Below are 16,921 nucleotides of genomic sequence, written 5' to 3' on the forward strand. Positions count from 1 at the left end.
CAGACTATTAATGGATGCCCCTGTCTATTTCCCGGGTAATACTTGTTTTAACTGTATTTTATAAAAAAAAACAGAAAACCCCGAAGGATTTTCTGCCTGCAACTAATATTATCTCTATATTTTAAAGTAGTTGACCTCCTGTTGAAGGTCCTCTGCCATGGAAGCGAGCGTTTCGGCCGCAGAGGATATTTCCTGCATCGAGGCGAGCTGCTCCTGCGTGGACGCCGCCACCTCTTCGGAGGAAGCCGCGTTTTCCTGGGCGATCGAAGAGATATCAGAAGCCGAATGCGAAATACGCTCGACGCTTCCGGCCATGCTCCGGATCGTTCCAGTCACTTCTTCAATCTTTGGAGCCATATGCTCCATGCTGTCAAGAATCTGCTGAAACTGTTTAGAGGTGTCCTCAGATACGGTCAGCCCCTGCTCCGCATTTTTTGATACGCCCTCCATTTGAATTACAGACTGCTCTGCATCATTTTGAATGCTTTTAATCAGCGTACCAATCTGTTCTGCCGAAGTGGAGGACTGCTCAGCAAGCTTTCGCACCTCTTCCGCGACGACGGCAAAGCCCTTTCCCTGTTCTCCGGCCCGTGCTGCTTCAATGGCTGCGTTTAAAGCAAGCAGGTTAGTCTGACTCGCAATGCCGGTAATAACCTCAAGAATGCCGCCAATTTCCTTGGAGCGATCCGACAAAGCCTGAATCACCTGATTGGAGGCAGTAACAGATTGATGGATATCCTGCATCTGGGAGAGATTGCTTTCTACATACCTGCTGCCTTCGCGGGCCCTTTCTGCTGTTTCAGCTGACAGCTGAAGCACGTTGTCCGTCCGTTCCTCAATTTTTTTCACTCCGCCGGTCACTTCTTCAAGCGCGGCGCTGTTATGTTCAATTTTTTCCGTCTGTCTTTCTGCTCCGCTTGCCACCTGTTCGGTAGCGACAGCTACTTCGCTTGTCGCCTGCGAGGTCTGCTCCGAGCTTGCTTTCAGCTGCTCTGACGATGAACTCATATGCTCCACAGACGCAGAAAGCTTAGTGAGAATGCCCCGTAGAGATTCCACCATATGGTTAAAGCTTGCGGCGAGTGCTCCAATTTCATCGTTGCTGTTTACTTCCACCTGCCCGGTCAGATCACCGCGGCTGATTTTTTCAGCAGAAGCCTGAAGACGCTGGATCGGCTTTAAAATATTTTTTACGATAAAGTAGACAAACAGAAGGCCCCCAAGGAGTGCAGCGGCAATGACGATACCGGTTCTCCAGAGAATCGGCGCTGCTGCTTCCTGAAACTCGCTCGTATACATCGTGCCGCCGACCGTCCAGCCGGTGGTTTCATTCTTTATAAATTCCATTTCCTTTGCTTCCCCGTTCAGCGTGTACGAAAAATGGCCGTCACTCTTACCGTCGATTTGGCTGTAGACGTTTTCTTCCATAGGTTCTCCAGGTTCTGCGTTAGGGTTAACCATATAATTGCCCTGCGTATCCGCCAATACAACATATCCTTCTTTACCAATGGCCGCTCCTGCTGCCAGAGACTCCAGGGAGGATAAATCGTAGTCAATAGCCATTACCCCCGAGCCGTCATCCAGCTGCTGGGTAATCGTTACGATCTGGGCTTCTGTTGCTGCATCTACATAAACATCAGTAAGTACTGCCTCACCCCCAGCTTCGACTGCTTCCTGGAACCATGGACGTTCGGTTGGATCATAATCCTCCGGCAGTTCCCCCTGATCCGATGCAAACAGTGTTTCTCCTTCATTCGAGCCCGTGTAGATGGAAATAACCTTGCCATGTGTTTGAATATAGTCATTAAAGGTGTCGAGCATACGTTCTTCGGCTTCAGGATCGGTAAATGACTCTTCGGTGACGAGGCCGGCGTAATGGCTGATATCAGCAATTCTTGCATTCATTTCTTCATCCACCTGTTGGTTAATAAGACCAACGCTTTCCCCGGCATTGCTATTCATCTGGCTCCTGACTTCATTTTTGGCAGACGTGTAGGAGCTGAAGCCGATAATAATACTTGGCACCAGCAGTACGAGTAAAAACGAGATGTATAATTTTTTTCGCAGCGTTAATGATTGCAGCATAGGCATCCTCTTTTCTAAAATATATTTTTCTATGTAATAGGCCCTCTACTATTATCTATCGGTTCATTTTTGCAATTCTTTGTTCTCCAAACTGTTTTTATTTTGCATTGGCATAAAAAAATCCTCTCCATATAAATTCAGGAGAGGAAAACATTTTATTGATATTCAAGCTGTACACTGTTCAGCGAAGCAAAAACGCCGTTTTTATGGATCAACTCTTCATACGTCCCCTGCTCAGCAATACGGCCGCCGGTCACCACCACGATATTATCGGCATGCCGGATCGTCGCAAGCCGGTGGGCGATTACAATCGTCGTCCGGTTCTCCGCCAGCTGGGTCAACGACTGCTGAATCAGTGCCTCGGTTTCCGTATCGAGCGCTGAGGTCGCTTCATCCAAAATTAAAATCGGCGGGTTCTTCAAGAAAGCACGGGCAATTGCAATCCGCTGCTTCTGGCCCCCGGAAAGCTTTAACCCCCGCTGGCCGATTTCTGTTTCATACCCATCCGGAAGCTCCTCTACGAACCCGTCCAGGTTCGCCAGCCGGGCAGCTTCTTCAATCTCTTCCTCCTCAGCCGTCAATCGCCCGTAAGCGATGTTTTCCTTCAACGTGCCGTTAAACAAAAACACATCCTGCTGCACCATGCCGATCTGGGAACGAAGGGATTCCTTTGTCATCTTCCGGATGTCTATACCGTTAATTGTCACAGCACCGGCGTCCACGTCGTAAAAGCGCGGAATCAGCGAGCTGATCGTCGTCTTCCCGGCCCCGGAAGAGCCGACAAAGGCAACTGTTTTTCCAGCTTGTACCGTTACTTTCATGTCCCGGAGCACCGGCTGGCTTTTATGGTACCCAAACGTGACATCTTCAAGCCTGATGTCACCTGTAAGCACCGGAGCTTCTACTGCATCAGGGTGGTCGACAATATCTTTTTCTGCATCTGTCATTTGCACGAACCGTTTAAAGCCGGCCATGCCCTTCGGATACAGCTCTAAAATCGCACTGATTTTTTCTATCGGTTTGAAGAGCACGTTCACGTACAAAATAAAGCCGACGAACTCACCGTTTGTAATGGCACCTGTGTAAACGAGCCACGCACCGTAAACAAGCACTGCCAGAATCATAAGACGGGTCGTTAAGAAAATAGTCGCCGTAGTGTGCCCCATCGTCCGGTAGCCCGAGAGCTTAGCCCGGCGGTAACGGTTGTTGTTTTTGGCAAACCGGTCGATTTCAAAGGCTTCGTTTGTAAAGGACTGTACTACCCGTGCCCCTGAGACGCTGTCCTCCACCCGGGCGTTCACATCGCCTATTTCTGCGTACATTTTTGTCCACGCTTTGTTCATTTGAATATTCGTATAGGTAATAAGCGCAATCAGAAATGGCACAAACACAAGAGCAACAAGGGCAAGCTGCGGATTAATCGAAAACATAATCGTAAAAGCGCCCGCAAACGTCATAACGGCAATAAATAAATCCTCCGGCCCGTGATGGGCAAGCTCTCCAATATCAAACAAATCGTTAGTGATACGGCTGATAATGTGGCCGGTTTTCGTATTATCAAAAAATCGGTATGACTGGCCCTGAACGCTCTTAAACAGCTCCCGCCGCATATCCGTTTCAATATTAATGCCAAGCTTGTGCCCCAGATAATTGACGATGTACTGCAGGTAGGCACTGAATAAATAGATGGCAAGCAGGCCGGCTGAGACCCACACGACGAGGTTCCAATCCTCCTGGGGAAGCAGGGAATCAATAAACCACTGGACAACAAGCGGAAAGACCAGATCCAGGGCTGCAACAGCGATCGCGCTGAAAAAATCGATGAAAAACAGCTGTTTATGAGGAAGGTAATAGGAATAAAAACGTTTAAGCATCAGGGTCTCCTCTTCTAATCAAATTCACGTTGAAATACTTCTTTTATTGTATAGAAATGCTGATGAAATTCAATCATTTTCTACCTGGCTATTTCCATATAATGCAAATAACCATGAAATAATATGAAAACAGGCGCTTATCGGTATGGAAAGCAAATATTAGCTAAAAAACAGCATTAATTATCGGTATTCTTTTTTGTGTTTAATAGACAAACAAAGGAAATATGTTAATATAGATACACTGAATGCCATCAGGTATGTTGACCTTCCCGAAAACTTCCTAAGCTTCAGTATACAGCTGTAGAAGCTGTTTTCTTTGTATATGCGGCGCTGTACGCCAAAAAGCCTGAAAGCATTGCTGCTTCCAGGCTCTTTTTTTGACTTTATTTAGACGGCTTTTTTTCTAAAGCTGCATTGTCATCTCGTTCATGTGGCATGAGAAGCGGCTTTGGAACAGCCTTTTTCTTTGTAGCTTCAGAAACCACAAATATAAGAATAAACGCGATAATAACGATCACCGTACGGAAGGGGAAAAGCACAATCCCGTCTTCAATCATTGGGTACGGAAGAAAGACCGGCAGGCCGATCGCCGGTTCTCCGCCGCCAAGGCGCAAAAAGACAGATACAATAAATGCTGTCAGGGAACCATACACGTTCGCATTTTTATAAAACAGAGCCATGGTCAGCTGCGGGAATAAAATACAAAAAATCAAATCCGACGCAAGGTACCACAGAGTATATACACTTCCAACATTTAAAGCAATCAGGGTAGAAGCCGCCCCGATAATCACAATCGAGGTCTTGATCACCTTTTTCAGTTCATCGTTGGAGGCTTTCGGACGAAGCAGCGGGCGGTATATGTTCCATGAAGCCATCGAGGAGGCGGACAGAATCGAGGAGTCCATGGAAGACATAACGGCTGCTGCAAGAGCCCCGAGGCCAATCGCCGCTACCCATCCCGGCGTCAGATGCTGGAGCACCTCCGGCAGTACCATGGCCGCTGTTTCCGGTGCTGAAGTACCAAAGGACGCCCAGTCGACATTATAGCCGATTATACCAATAAGAACGGCTGGGACAGCCGCAATAATACATACTACACCGGCAATGATCGAAAACCACATAGCCGTTTTTTCATCTTTAGCGGAGAGCACGCGCTGGAAATAAACCTGCCAGGCAATGCCGCCGAAAATTAATAGAAAGGCATAGTCCCACCAGTTCCAGAAATAGTTGCCCCATTCCGGATGATTCCACCCGTCAAGTGGCGGAAAAAGGTTCGCATAGGTGCCAAGATCCGCCTGATAACCATTCCAGTTTACGCTCAGGCTGCCGGTGCTGCCAAAGGCAAACGGCAGCACAAGAAACAAACCACCCAACAGCAGAATCATCTGTAAAAGATCTGTATAGGCAACCGCCCACATGCCGCCAAATACGGTGTAGGCAATCGCAATAATGGCTGAAATAACAATCGACGTCGTAAAATTGATCCCTAAAATAGTACCGAATGTAGTGCCTAGTGCTGTCAGAATCGCGCCGCTCCAGAACATTTCCCCCAGGAGCGCCGGAAGATAAAGCAGACCGCCCATTTTCTTGCCAAACCGCTGCTCGAGCGGATCAATAATGGTTTTGAATTCGTAACGGCGCATTTTTCTCGCATAAAAAATACCGCCGATAATGAGACTGAGGGCATAACCCCACGGGGCCTGAGCCCATACAAGGCCGTCAGCATATGTTGATTCTGCGGTCCCGTTAATATAACCGCCTCCTACCCAGGTGGCGGCCATCGTGAAAATCATGATAACAAGCGGCAGACTCCGTTTAGCCACCATCATGTCATCGAGAGAATCAGACTTTTTAGCGGCAAAATAGGCCCCGACATAGTACATCAAAGCATAGAAAACAAGCATGGCAATAAAGCCGCTCCACATCACTTCGTCACCAGTGGCAATTATGTAAATCAGTACTGCTGCTACCAAAAGGACAAACCCTAGACTCTTTAATAAGTTTAAATTTTTCTCGATCACGAGCAACACCTCTATTTTTTATAAAATTCTAAATATTGCGAAAACATTTTCCGGAGAGATAAAGTAAAACTGTTATCTCTCTTTTTCATCATCTTCTTCTATCGGAATATATTTAAATAATTCTCCTGTTTCCATAGACTCCACGAGACGACTCAACCATTTGTAGTACTTGATCGACTGGCTGAGAATTCGCTGAATCTCCCGGGCTTCTTCTTTTATGGATTCTTCTGCTTCTTCCGACTGAATCAGCATATCCAATTGTTCCCAGGCGCTTTCGATAGCGCTCAAATTCGTCCGCACTTCTCTCTCCCACTGCTGGGCAAAGAAGTTGGTGAAAAAACGGAAAAAATCCTTTTCGGCTACGTAGGTCTGCTTTCGCTTTCCGCGCCGGTGCGTTTTCTTTACAACATTGAACTCCTGAAGCTTTCGTACTCCAGTGCTCATACTCGGTTTACTCATTCCGAGTTTTTCTCTCATTTCATCCAGCGTCATATCGCCTTCAACATACATTGTCCCATACAACGTGCCAACGCTTCTGGTGACACCGTACAAATCCATGGTTTCAGCCAGGGAATCAATGATAATATCTTTGGCGCCTTCGAGTGACTCCCTCCATTCATCCTGGTGATGAGAATCCGTCATGGGCCCCTCCTTTTCTATTAAAAAAATTCAATTTGTTAAATATTTTCTTCACAGTATCTAATCTTAACGTATAAAAATTTCTTGTCAAATGCCTAATCAAAAATATTGGAATCTAATCTTTATGTGCATTCCCCGGGAAATAAAAAGGCTTCGGATATACTCGCACGCGCGAGAGAGCCTAATAAAAATTTTAAAATTTATTTATTTCAGGGTAATGACTCCGGGCGCTGGATGAAAATTTCCCTGAAGGTCTTTGACAAGATAATTGAAAGCTGATAGATTTAGGTTATTCAAAACGTTAAATATTTTTTTAACAAAGTTAACGACTAGGAGGCATACACATATGGATATTCGCATGTATATTGACGGCGAATGGGTCGACGCTGCTAACGGCAAAACCCGGGACATTATTAATCCGCTTGACCAAAGCGTTATTACGCAGGCAGCCGAAGGCTCCCGTGAGGACGCTGTAAAAGCCGTACAGGCTGCCCGCCGGGCATTTGACAAAGGACCATGGGCCGCTACTTCCGCTTCGGAGCGCGGAGCGTATGTATTAAAGGTCGCCCAGCTCATTGAGCGGGATAAGGAAGAACTCGCAGAGCTCGAAACGCTCGATACAGGTAAAACAATGACCGAAAGCCGTGCTGATATGGACGATATCGCCGGAGTGTTCCACTATTTTGCCGGACTTGCTGATAAAGACGGCGGCGAATATATCGCTTCTCCACTGCCCAATTCCGACAGCAAAGTTGTCCGTGAACCTGTCGGCGTATGCGGTCAAATCACCCCTTGGAACTACCCGCTGCTGCAGGCATCCTGGAAGATCGCACCGGCTATTGCAACGGGAAACACCATTATCGTCAAACCAAGTGAAATTACGCCGCTTACGACCGTCAAGGTATTTCAATTGATGGAAGAAGCCGGCCTTCCGGCAGGCGTGGCCAACCTTGTGCTCGGAAAAGGCACCGACGTCGGTGCGGAGCTTTCTGAAAGCGTGGACGTGGACCTGATTTCCTTTACAGGCGGTATTGAAACCGGCCGTAAAATCATGCAGTCCGCCACCTCCAATATGAAAAAAATCGCCCTTGAGCTCGGTGGTAAAAACCCTAACATTGTTTTTGCCGATGCGGATTTCGATCTTGCCGTGGACCAGGCGCTAAACGCCGCTTTTTTTCATGCCGGACAGGTTTGTTCCGCCGGAGCACGGCTTTTGGTGGAGGAATCTATCCATGACGATTTCGTCAACGCGATCGTTGATCGGGTGAAAAACATTCGTCTCGGCAGCGGTCAGAATGAAGAAACACAGATGGGACCGCTTATTTCCGCAGAGCACCTGAGCAAGGTCGAAAACTATATCGACATCGGTAAACAGGAAGGAGCAACCGTTGCGGTCGGCGGCGGACGCCCGGACGACGAAACGCTCCAAAAAGGGTTCTTTCTTCTGCCGACAATCTTTACCGACTGCCGCTCCGACATGAGAATCGTGCAGGAAGAAATCTTCGGCCCGGTACTTACCGTGGAAACCTTCACTTCGGAAGAAGAAGCCGTGGAAAAAGCGAACGACACAGTGTACGGCCTTGCCGGCGCTACGTTTACCACCGACATCAGCAAAGCCGAGCGGGTGGCCTCCGGCCTCCGTCTTGGCACCGTCTGGATCAATGACTTCCATCCTTATTTTGCCCAGGCGCCTTGGGGCGGCTACAAGCAGTCCGGCATCGGCCGTGAGCTTGGCAAGGTAGGCATGGAAGAGTACACCGAAACCAAACACATCTTCCGTAACACGAACCCGGAAGCTCTGAATTTTTTCTAAAAAACCAGCAAAAAATACGACGTCTTCCGCTTACGCAGGCTGACGCCTTCCTATAGACATAAACTCTATAAATCATTTCTCGTTTTTTTATGTTGAGTAAGTATCATTTTATTAATAACTCTCCACGAAATAACATAGTTGGATCAAAAGTTATTATATAGCTTCACACACATCGTTAAACAAAGAAAATCTTTGGGGGTGCACAATATGAGTGAAACATTTGACTATGTAATTATTGGTGGAGGAAGTGCAGGATCTATACTTGCGAACCGGTTAAGCGCAGATAGAAATAATAGCGTGCTTGTACTAGAAGCAGGGCGAAGTGACTATGCGTGGGACTTACTGATTCAGATGCCGGCGGCGCTGCCGTTCCCTGCAGGAAAGAGTCTCTATGACTGGAAGTATCTGTCTGATCCGGAACCATACATGAACGGCCGGCGCATTAAGCATGCGCGAGGAAAAGTACTCGGCGGATCCAGCTCTATTAACGGCATGATTTATCAGCGCGGGAATCCCCTCGATTATGAACGATGGGGTGCAGACGAAGGTATGGAGGAGTGGAACTACGCGCACTGTCTTCCATACTTCAAGCGGTTGGAAAACGCGCTGGCAGCTGAAGAAGGAGACGAGTTCCGAGGTCAGGACGGTCCGCTTAAGCTGGAACGGGGACCAGCAACGAGCCCGTTGTTCGAGGCGTTTTTTGAGTCAGCTGTAGAAGCAGGCTATACGCGCACACCGGACGTGAACGGTTACCGCCAGGAAGGATTCGGGCCATTTGATAAGCATATCCATAAAGGCAGAAGAATGTCTGCTTCCCGGGCATTTTTACACCCGGTCATGAATCGGAAAAACCTTACCGTAAGAACCCGTGCGTTTGTTGAAAGCATAGATTTTAACGGGACAAAGGCAGAAAGTGTAACCTATCAACACAACGGCAAAACGCTGAAGGTGAACGCAGGAGAGATCATTCTTTCCGGCGGCGCGATCAATTCTCCGCAGCTGCTTCAGCTTTCCGGTGTCGGGGACGCAGAACACCTGCGTTCGCTTGGAATCGAGCCGGTCGTTGATCTGCCGGGTGTCGGGGAAAATCTGCAGGACCATTTGGAAGCATATATTCAGTATTCCTGCCCGCAGCCGGTTTCCATGCAGCCAAGCTTGAATAAGTTGAAAATGCCTTGGATCGGTCTGCAGTGGCTGCTTGGCCGTAAAGGTCCCGCAGCGTCGAATCATTTTGAAGGAGGCGGCTTTGTCCGCTCTAACGAGACTGTTCCTTATCCGAATTTAATGTTCCACTTTCTCCCGGTAGCAGTACGCTATGACGGCAAGAAAGCAGATACAAAGCACGGATTCCAAGTGCACGTTGGGCCAATGTATTCTGATGCACGAGGAAGCCTGAAGATCCGCTCCAGGGATCCAAGGGAGCATCCAAGCATGGTGTACAACTACCTTTCCACGGAGCAGGATAGACGCGAATGGGTTGAAGCGATCCGCATTTCCCGTGAAATCATGGCACAACCAGCCATGAAACCATTCAATTCTGGAGAGATCGCTCCAGGGGACGCTGTACAGACAGACGAAGAAATTCTGGAATGGGTTGCGAATGATGCCGAAACGGCGCTGCACCCAAGCTGTACTGCGAAAATGGGGCCTGCTTCAGACCCAATGGCCGTTGTTGATCCGAAGACGCTGAAAGTACATGGTGTCGAAAATCTTCGCGTCGTGGATGCCTCTGTCATGCCTTATGTGACGAACGGAAACATTCATGCACCGGTACTCATGATCGCTGAAAAAGCAGCGGACCTGATCCTTGAGCGTGAGCCGCTCGAACCGATGCATACAAAATTTTATCGTCACGGCGTTGATCCGTCGGATGCAGGGACAATTAAGTCCTAAAATAAAATATAAAAAGGATTCTTTTTATCCAGTGCAGCTTCTTGTAAAAGCCCTCGCTTTGGAAAAAAGGATCTTTTTTCATTCATTAAGGAGGATTTTCCCATGAACATGAAAGTCGAAAGCATGTTAAGCTATCACACATTTGAAGTACCAACAGCAATCAAGCACGGCATCGGTGCCATCAAACATATTGGTGAAGAAATCAAAGCCCTCGGCTCTGACAAAGTACTGCTCGTCACAGACCCGGGTATCCATAATGCAGGCGTAACAAAGCCTGTTATCGAAAATCTTGAAGCTTCCGGTGTAGAGGTCGTTCTTTTTAACAAGGTAGAGCCAAACCCTCCCGTACGTCTTATTGAAGAAGGCTCCAAATTTTACACAGCAGAAAACTGCAATGGTCTGGTTGCTGTCGGCGGCGGAAGCTCGATGGATACCGCAAAAGCGATCGGCGTTGAAGCTACCCACGAAGGCTCGATTTTAGATTATGAAGCTGCTGAGGGCAAAAAGCCGCTGGAGCGCCGCATTCCTCCATTCATCACTGTACCGACAACAGCAGGCACTGGCTCTGAAGTAACCCAGTGGGCGGTGATCACAGACGAAGACCGCGAATTTAAATTTAACACTGGCGGCCCGCTCATCCCGGCATACGTAACCATCATTGATCCGGAGCTGCACGTTTCCATGCCTCCGCATATAACTGCCATGACCGGTATTGATGCGATTGCTCACGCGGTTGAATGCTATACAATGAAATTCGCCCAGCCTGTCACAGATGCGGTGGCACTGCTTGCGATTGAGTACGCTGCAAAATACATCCGCCGTGCCTATGCCGACGGCGAGGATCTTGAAGCCCGTTATGGCATGGCACAGGCTGCAATGCTTGCAGGCCTTTCCTACGGCAGTGAATCTGCCGGCGCTGCGCACGCCATGAGCCAGACACTTGGCGGTATTATTCCAGTAGCACACGGCCAGTGCGTCGCAGCTATGATGGGACCGGTAATGGAATACAACTGGAAGGGTGCCCCGGAGCGTTTTGCACGTGTTGCCCAGGCATTTGGCATCGACACCGTACGCATGAGCACCGAAGAAGCAGCTAAAGCTTCTATCCAGTATATGTATGATCTCGCGGAAGAGCTCGACATTCCTTCCCTCGAAGAGCAGGGCGTAAATCCTGATATGACCGAGCGTCTTGCCAAAGAAGCAATGAATGACCCGCAGACAGAGGGCAATCCCCGCGACTTGAAAGTGTCCGACTACGAGTGGATCTACAAGCGCTGCTTCCATCAGGTGCCAAAAACCGTTTAATATTATCCTTACGCAAAAGCCGGAAAGAGGAGCGCCCTCTTTCCGGCTTTTTTATATTATATAGCACAGGTTTAAAACTCTTCGTATACCGCTGGGTCCTGATCATTTATGCGCCCGTCCGGCTGAGTCAACGAAGCAAGCATTTCCATTTCGCGCTCATCGAGCGAAAAGGAAAAGATCGAAAGGTTTTCAATCTGCCGGCGGGGCGACATCGATTTCGGTATCGGTATTGTGCCCAGCTGATAATGCCAGCGCAGAATAATCTGAGATACCGTTTTATTATGATTATTTGCTATTTTACGAAGCGTTTCATCCTGCAGTACATCGCTCGCCTTTGCCAGCGGACTCCAGGATTCGGTTTGGATGTCATGCTTTTCGTGCCATTTTCTTGATTCTTCCTGATTAAAATACGGGTGCAGTTCAATTTGATTGATGCTCGGCTTCACGCCTGTCTCTTTTTCAAGATGTTCCAGGTGTTCCGGCAAAAAGTTACATACCCCGATGGAGCGGACAAGCCCCCATTTTTTAGCCTCAATCAACGCCTGCCATGCTTCAACGTAATGCCCCTGCTTCGGATTCGGCCAATGAATCAAATACAGATCATAGTAATCCAGCCCTGCGCGGTACAGCGATTCCTGGATTGCCGGCACGGCCTTTTCATATTTCTGATAGCGTCCCGGCAGCTTGGACGTTATCCGGAGCTCCTGCCTCGGGACAGAGCTGCGCCGCACAGCTTCTCCTATGGTACCCTCATTTTCATAGTTGTATGCCGTATCGATCAGACGATAGCCTGCATGAATCGCCCGGTCCACAGCATTAGCGCCCTCATTTCCAATCACCGCCGCGGTCCCAAAACCGATGACTGGAAGCGTCAGGCCATCATTCAGACGGATTTCCGGAATTGAACTATTCATCAATAACTCATCCTTTCCCTGAAAGCTTGAAATATGTTCATGCTTTTGTTCGGTAGTTCTCTTCCCTTTTCGGAAGGTTTATTAACCTAAAGAAAAAGCCGGAAAAGAAATATAAACTTTTCTGGCCCCAGTACGTATACTATTTTTATCTTCACCGTACTATAAAAGGTTTATATTGAAGAATTTTTCTGCTGTTCTTTTTTCTTCTGCTCCATTAGGCCATGATACACAGCCCCGAGGAGGTTGGAATGCTGACGAAACTTAAAGGCTGCGATCGATGGCTTGATTTTCCCCAGCGGCAGAGATTCCATCATTCTATCCAATTGTTCATTCACTTTTGCAATAAGATCTTCGCGAGCGCTCACTCCGCCACCAATAGTGATTAATTCCGGATCGTACATGTACTGTAGGTTGTAAATGCCTGCCGCTACATAGTAATAAAATTTTTCTACAGCTGCTGCAGCCTCCTGATCATGTTCATCTGCAAGCCGGAAAACATCTTCCCCCGTATAGTCAGCGGGATCTCTTTGTTTCGAATTGGCAAACCGACGTACCAATGCCTGGGTAGACGCCAATCCGCTCCACGTCTGGCTAAATCCTAACTCCTCTGCATTTAACAGCATGTAGCCAAATTCACCACCGTGCAGATTATTTCCCCGGTGCAGCACTCCGTCCTTAATAATCGCTCCGCCAATGCCTGTTCCAATAACTACCGACAGCATATCCCGGACTTCGGTTCCTGCCCCTTTCCATACTTCCGCATATGCTGCGCAATTCGCATCATTTTCCATATAAACCGGCAGTTGCACTCTTTTCTGAAGCAGTTTTTTTATATTCGGACCATGCAAATAGGGAAGAGCACTGGATCCTTTTATAATACCTTCTTCAGTTACTGCACCCGGTGAGCTCACTGCGACTGCCTGAATAGGAGAGAGCTTTTCACAAAGCTGGCCTACTGTTTCTACTAAAGCATCGACGCTGACAGGGCTTTTGGTTTTTTCTTTTAATTGAATCGTTCCTTCTTCCGTGATTAACGCATATTTTATAAAGGTACCGCCCAGATCTACTGCTAAATACGTATTCATATTATCCCCGCCCTTTTATTTATAAGGCTCTTCTTCCACCTTAAGTGTACGGGTTTTGATCACATTCTGGAACCAATAGGCGGACTTTTTCATGGTCCGGTCCCGATTATTTTCCAGGTCGATGGAGACGAGCCCGTACCGGTTCTTAAACGCGTTCATCGGGGAAACGTTGTCGGAAAAGGCCCAAAGCATATAGCCCCGGCAGTTCACGCCTTCGTTGACGGCCGCCAGAAGCCATGCTAAATGCTCGGTAATAAACGCAATCCGGTAATCATCCTGAATGATTCCCTCCGCATTTTTGAACCGCTGCTCGTTTTCAACCCCCATCCCGTTTTCCGCAATAAACCATTCGATGTTTCCATACTCTTCTTTCATGCGGATCGCCATATCGTACATAATACGCGGAAAGATCTCCCATCCGCGGTAAGGATTCATTTTTTTCCCAGGGAGGTCGAAGGGATCGTAATAGTACCTTGGATGAAACGGAACCTGCTCGTTCCACCCGGACGTCCGTGCCTGCACGCGGTGAGGAAAATACAGGTTCAGTCCGACATAGTCCACGGTATAGCTGCGGATCGTATCCAGGTCTTCCCCGGTCGCGGTAAAGGCAATATCGTGCTTATGCATCAGCTCATACAGCTCTTCCGGATACTCTCCTTTAATCGTTGGATCCAGAAACATCCGGTTAAAAAAAAGATCGTGCTTGTTTGCTGCCTCCTGGTCATGAGGCGCTGTCGAACGGGCATACGTGACTTCTGGATTGAGAATGACACCGATTTCCGCTCCAGTCCTCTCAGCGAGCTGTTTTTCCCGGAATAGTTTCACGACCCGGGCGGTCGCAAGTGTTTTATGAAAGTTCCACTGCATCCACTTTTTGGTGTTCTGTTCAAAGGGATAACGAATCGCATCCAAATACATGCGGGTCTGCGGCACGATGGGCTCATTAAACGTCAGCCAGTGCTTGACCCGGTCCCCGAGCCGGTCCATCACTTTTTCAGCGTATTTTTCGAACAAAAGCACGACATGCTTTGACTCCCATCCGCCGTACCGCTCAAACAGCTCGGCGGGAATCTCGTAGTGCTCGAGGCAGATCATCGGCTCTACCCCCTGGGCGATTAATTCATCCACCATGTCCTCCACATACGAAGCATAATCTTCATCAACAATGGCATTTTCATAATCGGTTAAAAACCGGGACCAGTTCACCGAGGTGCGAAAATGCGTCAGACCGATGGTTTTCATGTAGCTGATGTCTTCTTTGTACCGATTTCGGAAATCCGTGGCCACGGCCGGACCATAGCCGTCATGCCAGACATGCCGATTATTTTTATACCAAAGGTCCATATATGAATCCTGGCTCTCCTTCTTCCCGGACCAGCCCTCCGACTGCCAGGCCGACAGCGCGGCCCCGAGCATAAAATTTTCTGGAATAGTTAATGTTTTAGTAGACATATTTTCGTCTCCTTCATTTTAAAAATATCAGCCTTTTACAGCTCCCTGCGTCATACCTTCTACGATTTGCTTTTCCATCAGCAGATAAAAAATGATTGTCGGGACCAGTACAAGGGTTAACCCTGCCATCTGAGCCGGATAATTTGTTGTATAGGCTCCTGCAAAGTTTGCCAGGCCGAGTGGCAGTGTTTGAAGCGCTTCGTCGCTGATAAGCACCAGGGCGAATGCAAACTCGTTCCAGTTATTAATAAAGTTGATGATGACTGCCGTAGCAATGGCCGGCCTTGTCATTGGCAGAATAATGGACCAAAAGATACGGAAGACCCCGCACCCGTCCATAATTGCTGATTCCTCCATTTCCTTCGGGAACGAACTCATAAAGCTGGTAAGTAAAAATACTGTGATAGGCAGATTAAACGCTACATACGGGAAAATTAATGCCCAGTATGTATTTAAAATTCCTAAATTCTGCATAAGAATATACATCGGTACGAGTGTGGCGTGGATCGGGATCAAAAGACCAATCACGAGAAAGCCATAAATGAATTTTTTACCCCGGAATTCAAACCTGGATAAAAAGTAGGCTGCAAGTGCGCCGGAAAAAATAGAAATCAGCACAGCCACCGCCCCGACCAATACACTGTTAAAGAAAAATGTACCGATATTTGCTGTTACCCACGCATCCTGAAAGTTTTCGAAAACCCAATTAGCCGGAAGCCCGAACGGATTTAACGAAAAATCCTGGCTCGTTTTAAATGCGTTCATGATCATCCAGAAGATAGGGTACGCATTCACGATGGTGAATAAAATTAAAATGATGTATACAAGCGTCCGCCGGAGTTTTCTTTTTGTTTTCGCCACAGCGTCCCGGTCTACGGGAGCCGCTTCTCTTGGTTCTACTTTATTTCCCATCATATTTCTTTTCTCCCTTCTCTATGTTCTTTTAACGCCCATTACTTTTGTCGTGATCAAAATCAGGATTAAGCTGAATACGAGAATTAAAATCGAAAGCGCACTTCCATACCCGTAGCTCAAACCTTCAAATGTTTCGCTGTACATATAGGTAGCCATTACCTCTGTGGAATGCGCGGGTCCTCCCTGCGTCATAACATAAATCAAATCAAATGTTTTTAAACTACCGCTTATGCACAGGACAATCGCGACTAAAATAACGTTTCGGATAGAAGGAAGTGTAATGTGAATGATCTTATGCCATTCCCCTGCCCCGTCAAGTTCTGCTGCTTCGAGCAGCTCCTTGGGAATCGTCTGGAGAGCAGAAAGAAATATAATGAAATACAAGCCAACAAACTGCCAGACTATCGTAATTAAAATAGCAAATATGGCGGAATCCGGGTCGCCAAGCCAGTTCTGCTGGAGAAAACCAAGCCCTGTAGTCTCCAGTAAATTATTAAGAAGACCCTGCTCTGAGTTGTAGATCATTCTCCATGTAATAGAGATGACCACGGTCGAAATAACTACTGGAAGAAAACCGATCGTCCGGAAGAACTTCGCTCCTTTAATTTTCCGGTTTAATAATAGAGCCAGACCCAGCCCAATTGGAATTTGTCCAAGTACAGAGGCAAGCACCACTAAAATATTATTACGCAGTGACAGCCAGAACGTAGAATCCTGAAATGCAGTAATGTAATTTTCTATTCCGACAAAGCTCATGGCGGAGAAGCCGTCCCAGGCCATAAAAGAATAGTAGAAAGAAATAAAAATCGGAATAATGCCAAATACCATATAAATAATCAATGGCAGCACCAAACCTAAACCAATTTTCCATGGACTTCTGAGCAAGTGCATTTTTCCCACCCCTTTTTAGAAAACGCTTACATTT

At 47.6% G+C, this 16,921-nt stretch carries 12 protein-coding genes; 3 read left to right on the plus strand and 9 right to left on the minus strand.

Translation table 11 applies throughout. The annotated features are described in order from the left end of the window. Nucleotides 1-114: 114 nt before the first annotated feature. The 4 genes from ACTRXI_RS04010 to cudC all read right to left on the minus strand — a co-directional run bounded on the left by ACTRXI_RS04010 (nucleotide 115) and on the right by cudC (nucleotide 6,622). Complete coding sequence (locus ACTRXI_RS04010; protein WP_474261197.1) at nucleotides 115-2,085, minus strand: methyl-accepting chemotaxis protein; 1,971 nt, start codon at nucleotides 2,083-2,085, stop codon at nucleotides 115-117. A gap of 155 nt (nucleotides 2,086-2,240) precedes the next feature. After that, a complete protein-coding gene (locus ACTRXI_RS04015) occupies nucleotides 2,241-3,959 on the minus strand; it encodes an ABC transporter ATP-binding protein (RefSeq protein ID WP_474261198.1) in 1,719 nt (572 codons plus the stop codon). 383 nt (nucleotides 3,960-4,342) lie between these two features. Then, on the minus strand, nucleotides 4,343-5,980 hold the full coding sequence (locus tag ACTRXI_RS04020) for a high affinity choline transporter 1 (RefSeq protein WP_474261200.1): 1,638 nt from the start codon (nucleotides 5,978-5,980) through the stop codon (nucleotides 4,343-4,345). A 72-nt stretch (nucleotides 5,981-6,052) separates the two neighbouring features. Next, nucleotides 6,053-6,622 (minus strand): choline uptake/conversion transcriptional regulator CudC, encoded by a 570-nt coding sequence (cudC, locus tag ACTRXI_RS04025; protein ID WP_474261201.1) that lies wholly within the window; start codon nucleotides 6,620-6,622, stop codon nucleotides 6,053-6,055. Nucleotides 6,623-6,965: 343 nt separating this feature from the next. On the opposite strand from cudC, the gene betB reads away from it, so the two are divergent. The 3 genes from betB to ACTRXI_RS04040 all read left to right on the plus strand — a co-directional run bounded on the left by betB (nucleotide 6,966) and on the right by ACTRXI_RS04040 (nucleotide 11,630). Continuing rightward, nucleotides 6,966-8,432, plus strand: coding sequence for a betaine-aldehyde dehydrogenase (gene betB, locus ACTRXI_RS04030; RefSeq protein WP_474261202.1), 1,467 nt, complete (start codon nucleotides 6,966-6,968; stop codon nucleotides 8,430-8,432). 207 nt (nucleotides 8,433-8,639) lie between these two features. Then, a complete protein-coding gene (gene betA / locus ACTRXI_RS04035; protein WP_474261203.1) occupies nucleotides 8,640-10,325 on the plus strand; it encodes a choline dehydrogenase in 1,686 nt (561 codons plus the stop codon). 102 nt (nucleotides 10,326-10,427) lie between these two features. After that, nucleotides 10,428-11,630, plus strand: a complete 1,203-nt coding sequence (locus tag ACTRXI_RS04040) for an iron-containing alcohol dehydrogenase (protein ID WP_474261204.1) — start codon at nucleotides 10,428-10,430, stop codon at nucleotides 11,628-11,630. Nucleotides 11,631-11,701: 71 nt separating this feature from the next. Here the strand turns inward: ACTRXI_RS04040 and ACTRXI_RS04045 are convergent, their stop codons facing one another. The 5 genes from ACTRXI_RS04045 to ACTRXI_RS04065 all read right to left on the minus strand — a co-directional run bounded on the left by ACTRXI_RS04045 (nucleotide 11,702) and on the right by ACTRXI_RS04065 (nucleotide 16,887). After that, nucleotides 11,702-12,544, minus strand: coding sequence for an aldo/keto reductase (locus tag ACTRXI_RS04045; RefSeq protein ID WP_474261205.1), 843 nt, complete (start codon nucleotides 12,542-12,544; stop codon nucleotides 11,702-11,704). 170 nt (nucleotides 12,545-12,714) lie between these two features. Further along, nucleotides 12,715-13,629, minus strand: a complete 915-nt coding sequence (locus tag ACTRXI_RS04050) for an ROK family protein (RefSeq protein ID WP_474261206.1) — start codon at nucleotides 13,627-13,629, stop codon at nucleotides 12,715-12,717. Between the two features lie 15 nt (nucleotides 13,630-13,644). Beyond that, nucleotides 13,645-15,081, minus strand: a complete 1,437-nt coding sequence (locus ACTRXI_RS04055) for a glycoside hydrolase family 1 protein (protein ID WP_474261207.1) — start codon at nucleotides 15,079-15,081, stop codon at nucleotides 13,645-13,647. Between the two features lie 27 nt (nucleotides 15,082-15,108). Beyond that, entirely contained in the window at nucleotides 15,109-15,996 is an 888-nt protein-coding gene (locus tag ACTRXI_RS04060; protein ID WP_474261208.1) for a carbohydrate ABC transporter permease, read from the minus strand. A gap of 18 nt (nucleotides 15,997-16,014) precedes the next feature. Then, nucleotides 16,015-16,887, minus strand: a complete 873-nt coding sequence (locus ACTRXI_RS04065) for a carbohydrate ABC transporter permease (protein WP_474261209.1) — start codon at nucleotides 16,885-16,887, stop codon at nucleotides 16,015-16,017. Nucleotides 16,888-16,921 lie beyond the last annotated feature (34 nt).

The organism is Marinococcus sp. LNHM4E3-1 (assembly GCF_056034405.1).

Coding starts and splice junctions, on each gene's coding strand:
- ACTRXI_RS04010 (WP_474261197.1), bottom strand. CDS start 2,085: ATGCTGCAATCATTAACGCTGCGAAAAAAATTATACATCTCGTTTTTA.
- ACTRXI_RS04015 (WP_474261198.1), bottom strand. CDS start 3,959: ATGCTTAAACGTTTTTATTCCTATTACCTTCCTCATAAACAGCTGTTT.
- cudC (WP_474261201.1), bottom strand. CDS start 6,622: ATGACGGATTCTCATCACCAGGATGAATGGAGGGAGTCACTCGAAGGC.
- betB (WP_474261202.1), top strand. CDS start 6,966: ATGGATATTCGCATGTATATTGACGGCGAATGGGTCGACGCTGCTAAC.
- betA (WP_474261203.1), top strand. CDS start 8,640: ATGAGTGAAACATTTGACTATGTAATTATTGGTGGAGGAAGTGCAGGA.
- ACTRXI_RS04040 (WP_474261204.1), top strand. CDS start 10,428: ATGAACATGAAAGTCGAAAGCATGTTAAGCTATCACACATTTGAAGTA.
- ACTRXI_RS04045 (WP_474261205.1), bottom strand. CDS start 12,544: ATGAATAGTTCAATTCCGGAAATCCGTCTGAATGATGGCCTGACGCTT.
- ACTRXI_RS04050 (WP_474261206.1), bottom strand. CDS start 13,629: ATGAATACGTATTTAGCAGTAGATCTGGGCGGTACCTTTATAAAATAT.
- ACTRXI_RS04055 (WP_474261207.1), bottom strand. CDS start 15,081: ATGTCTACTAAAACATTAACTATTCCAGAAAATTTTATGCTCGGGGCC.
- ACTRXI_RS04060 (WP_474261208.1), bottom strand. CDS start 15,996: ATGATGGGAAATAAAGTAGAACCAAGAGAAGCGGCTCCCGTAGACCGG.
- ACTRXI_RS04065 (WP_474261209.1), bottom strand. CDS start 16,887: ATGCACTTGCTCAGAAGTCCATGGAAAATTGGTTTAGGTTTGGTGCTG.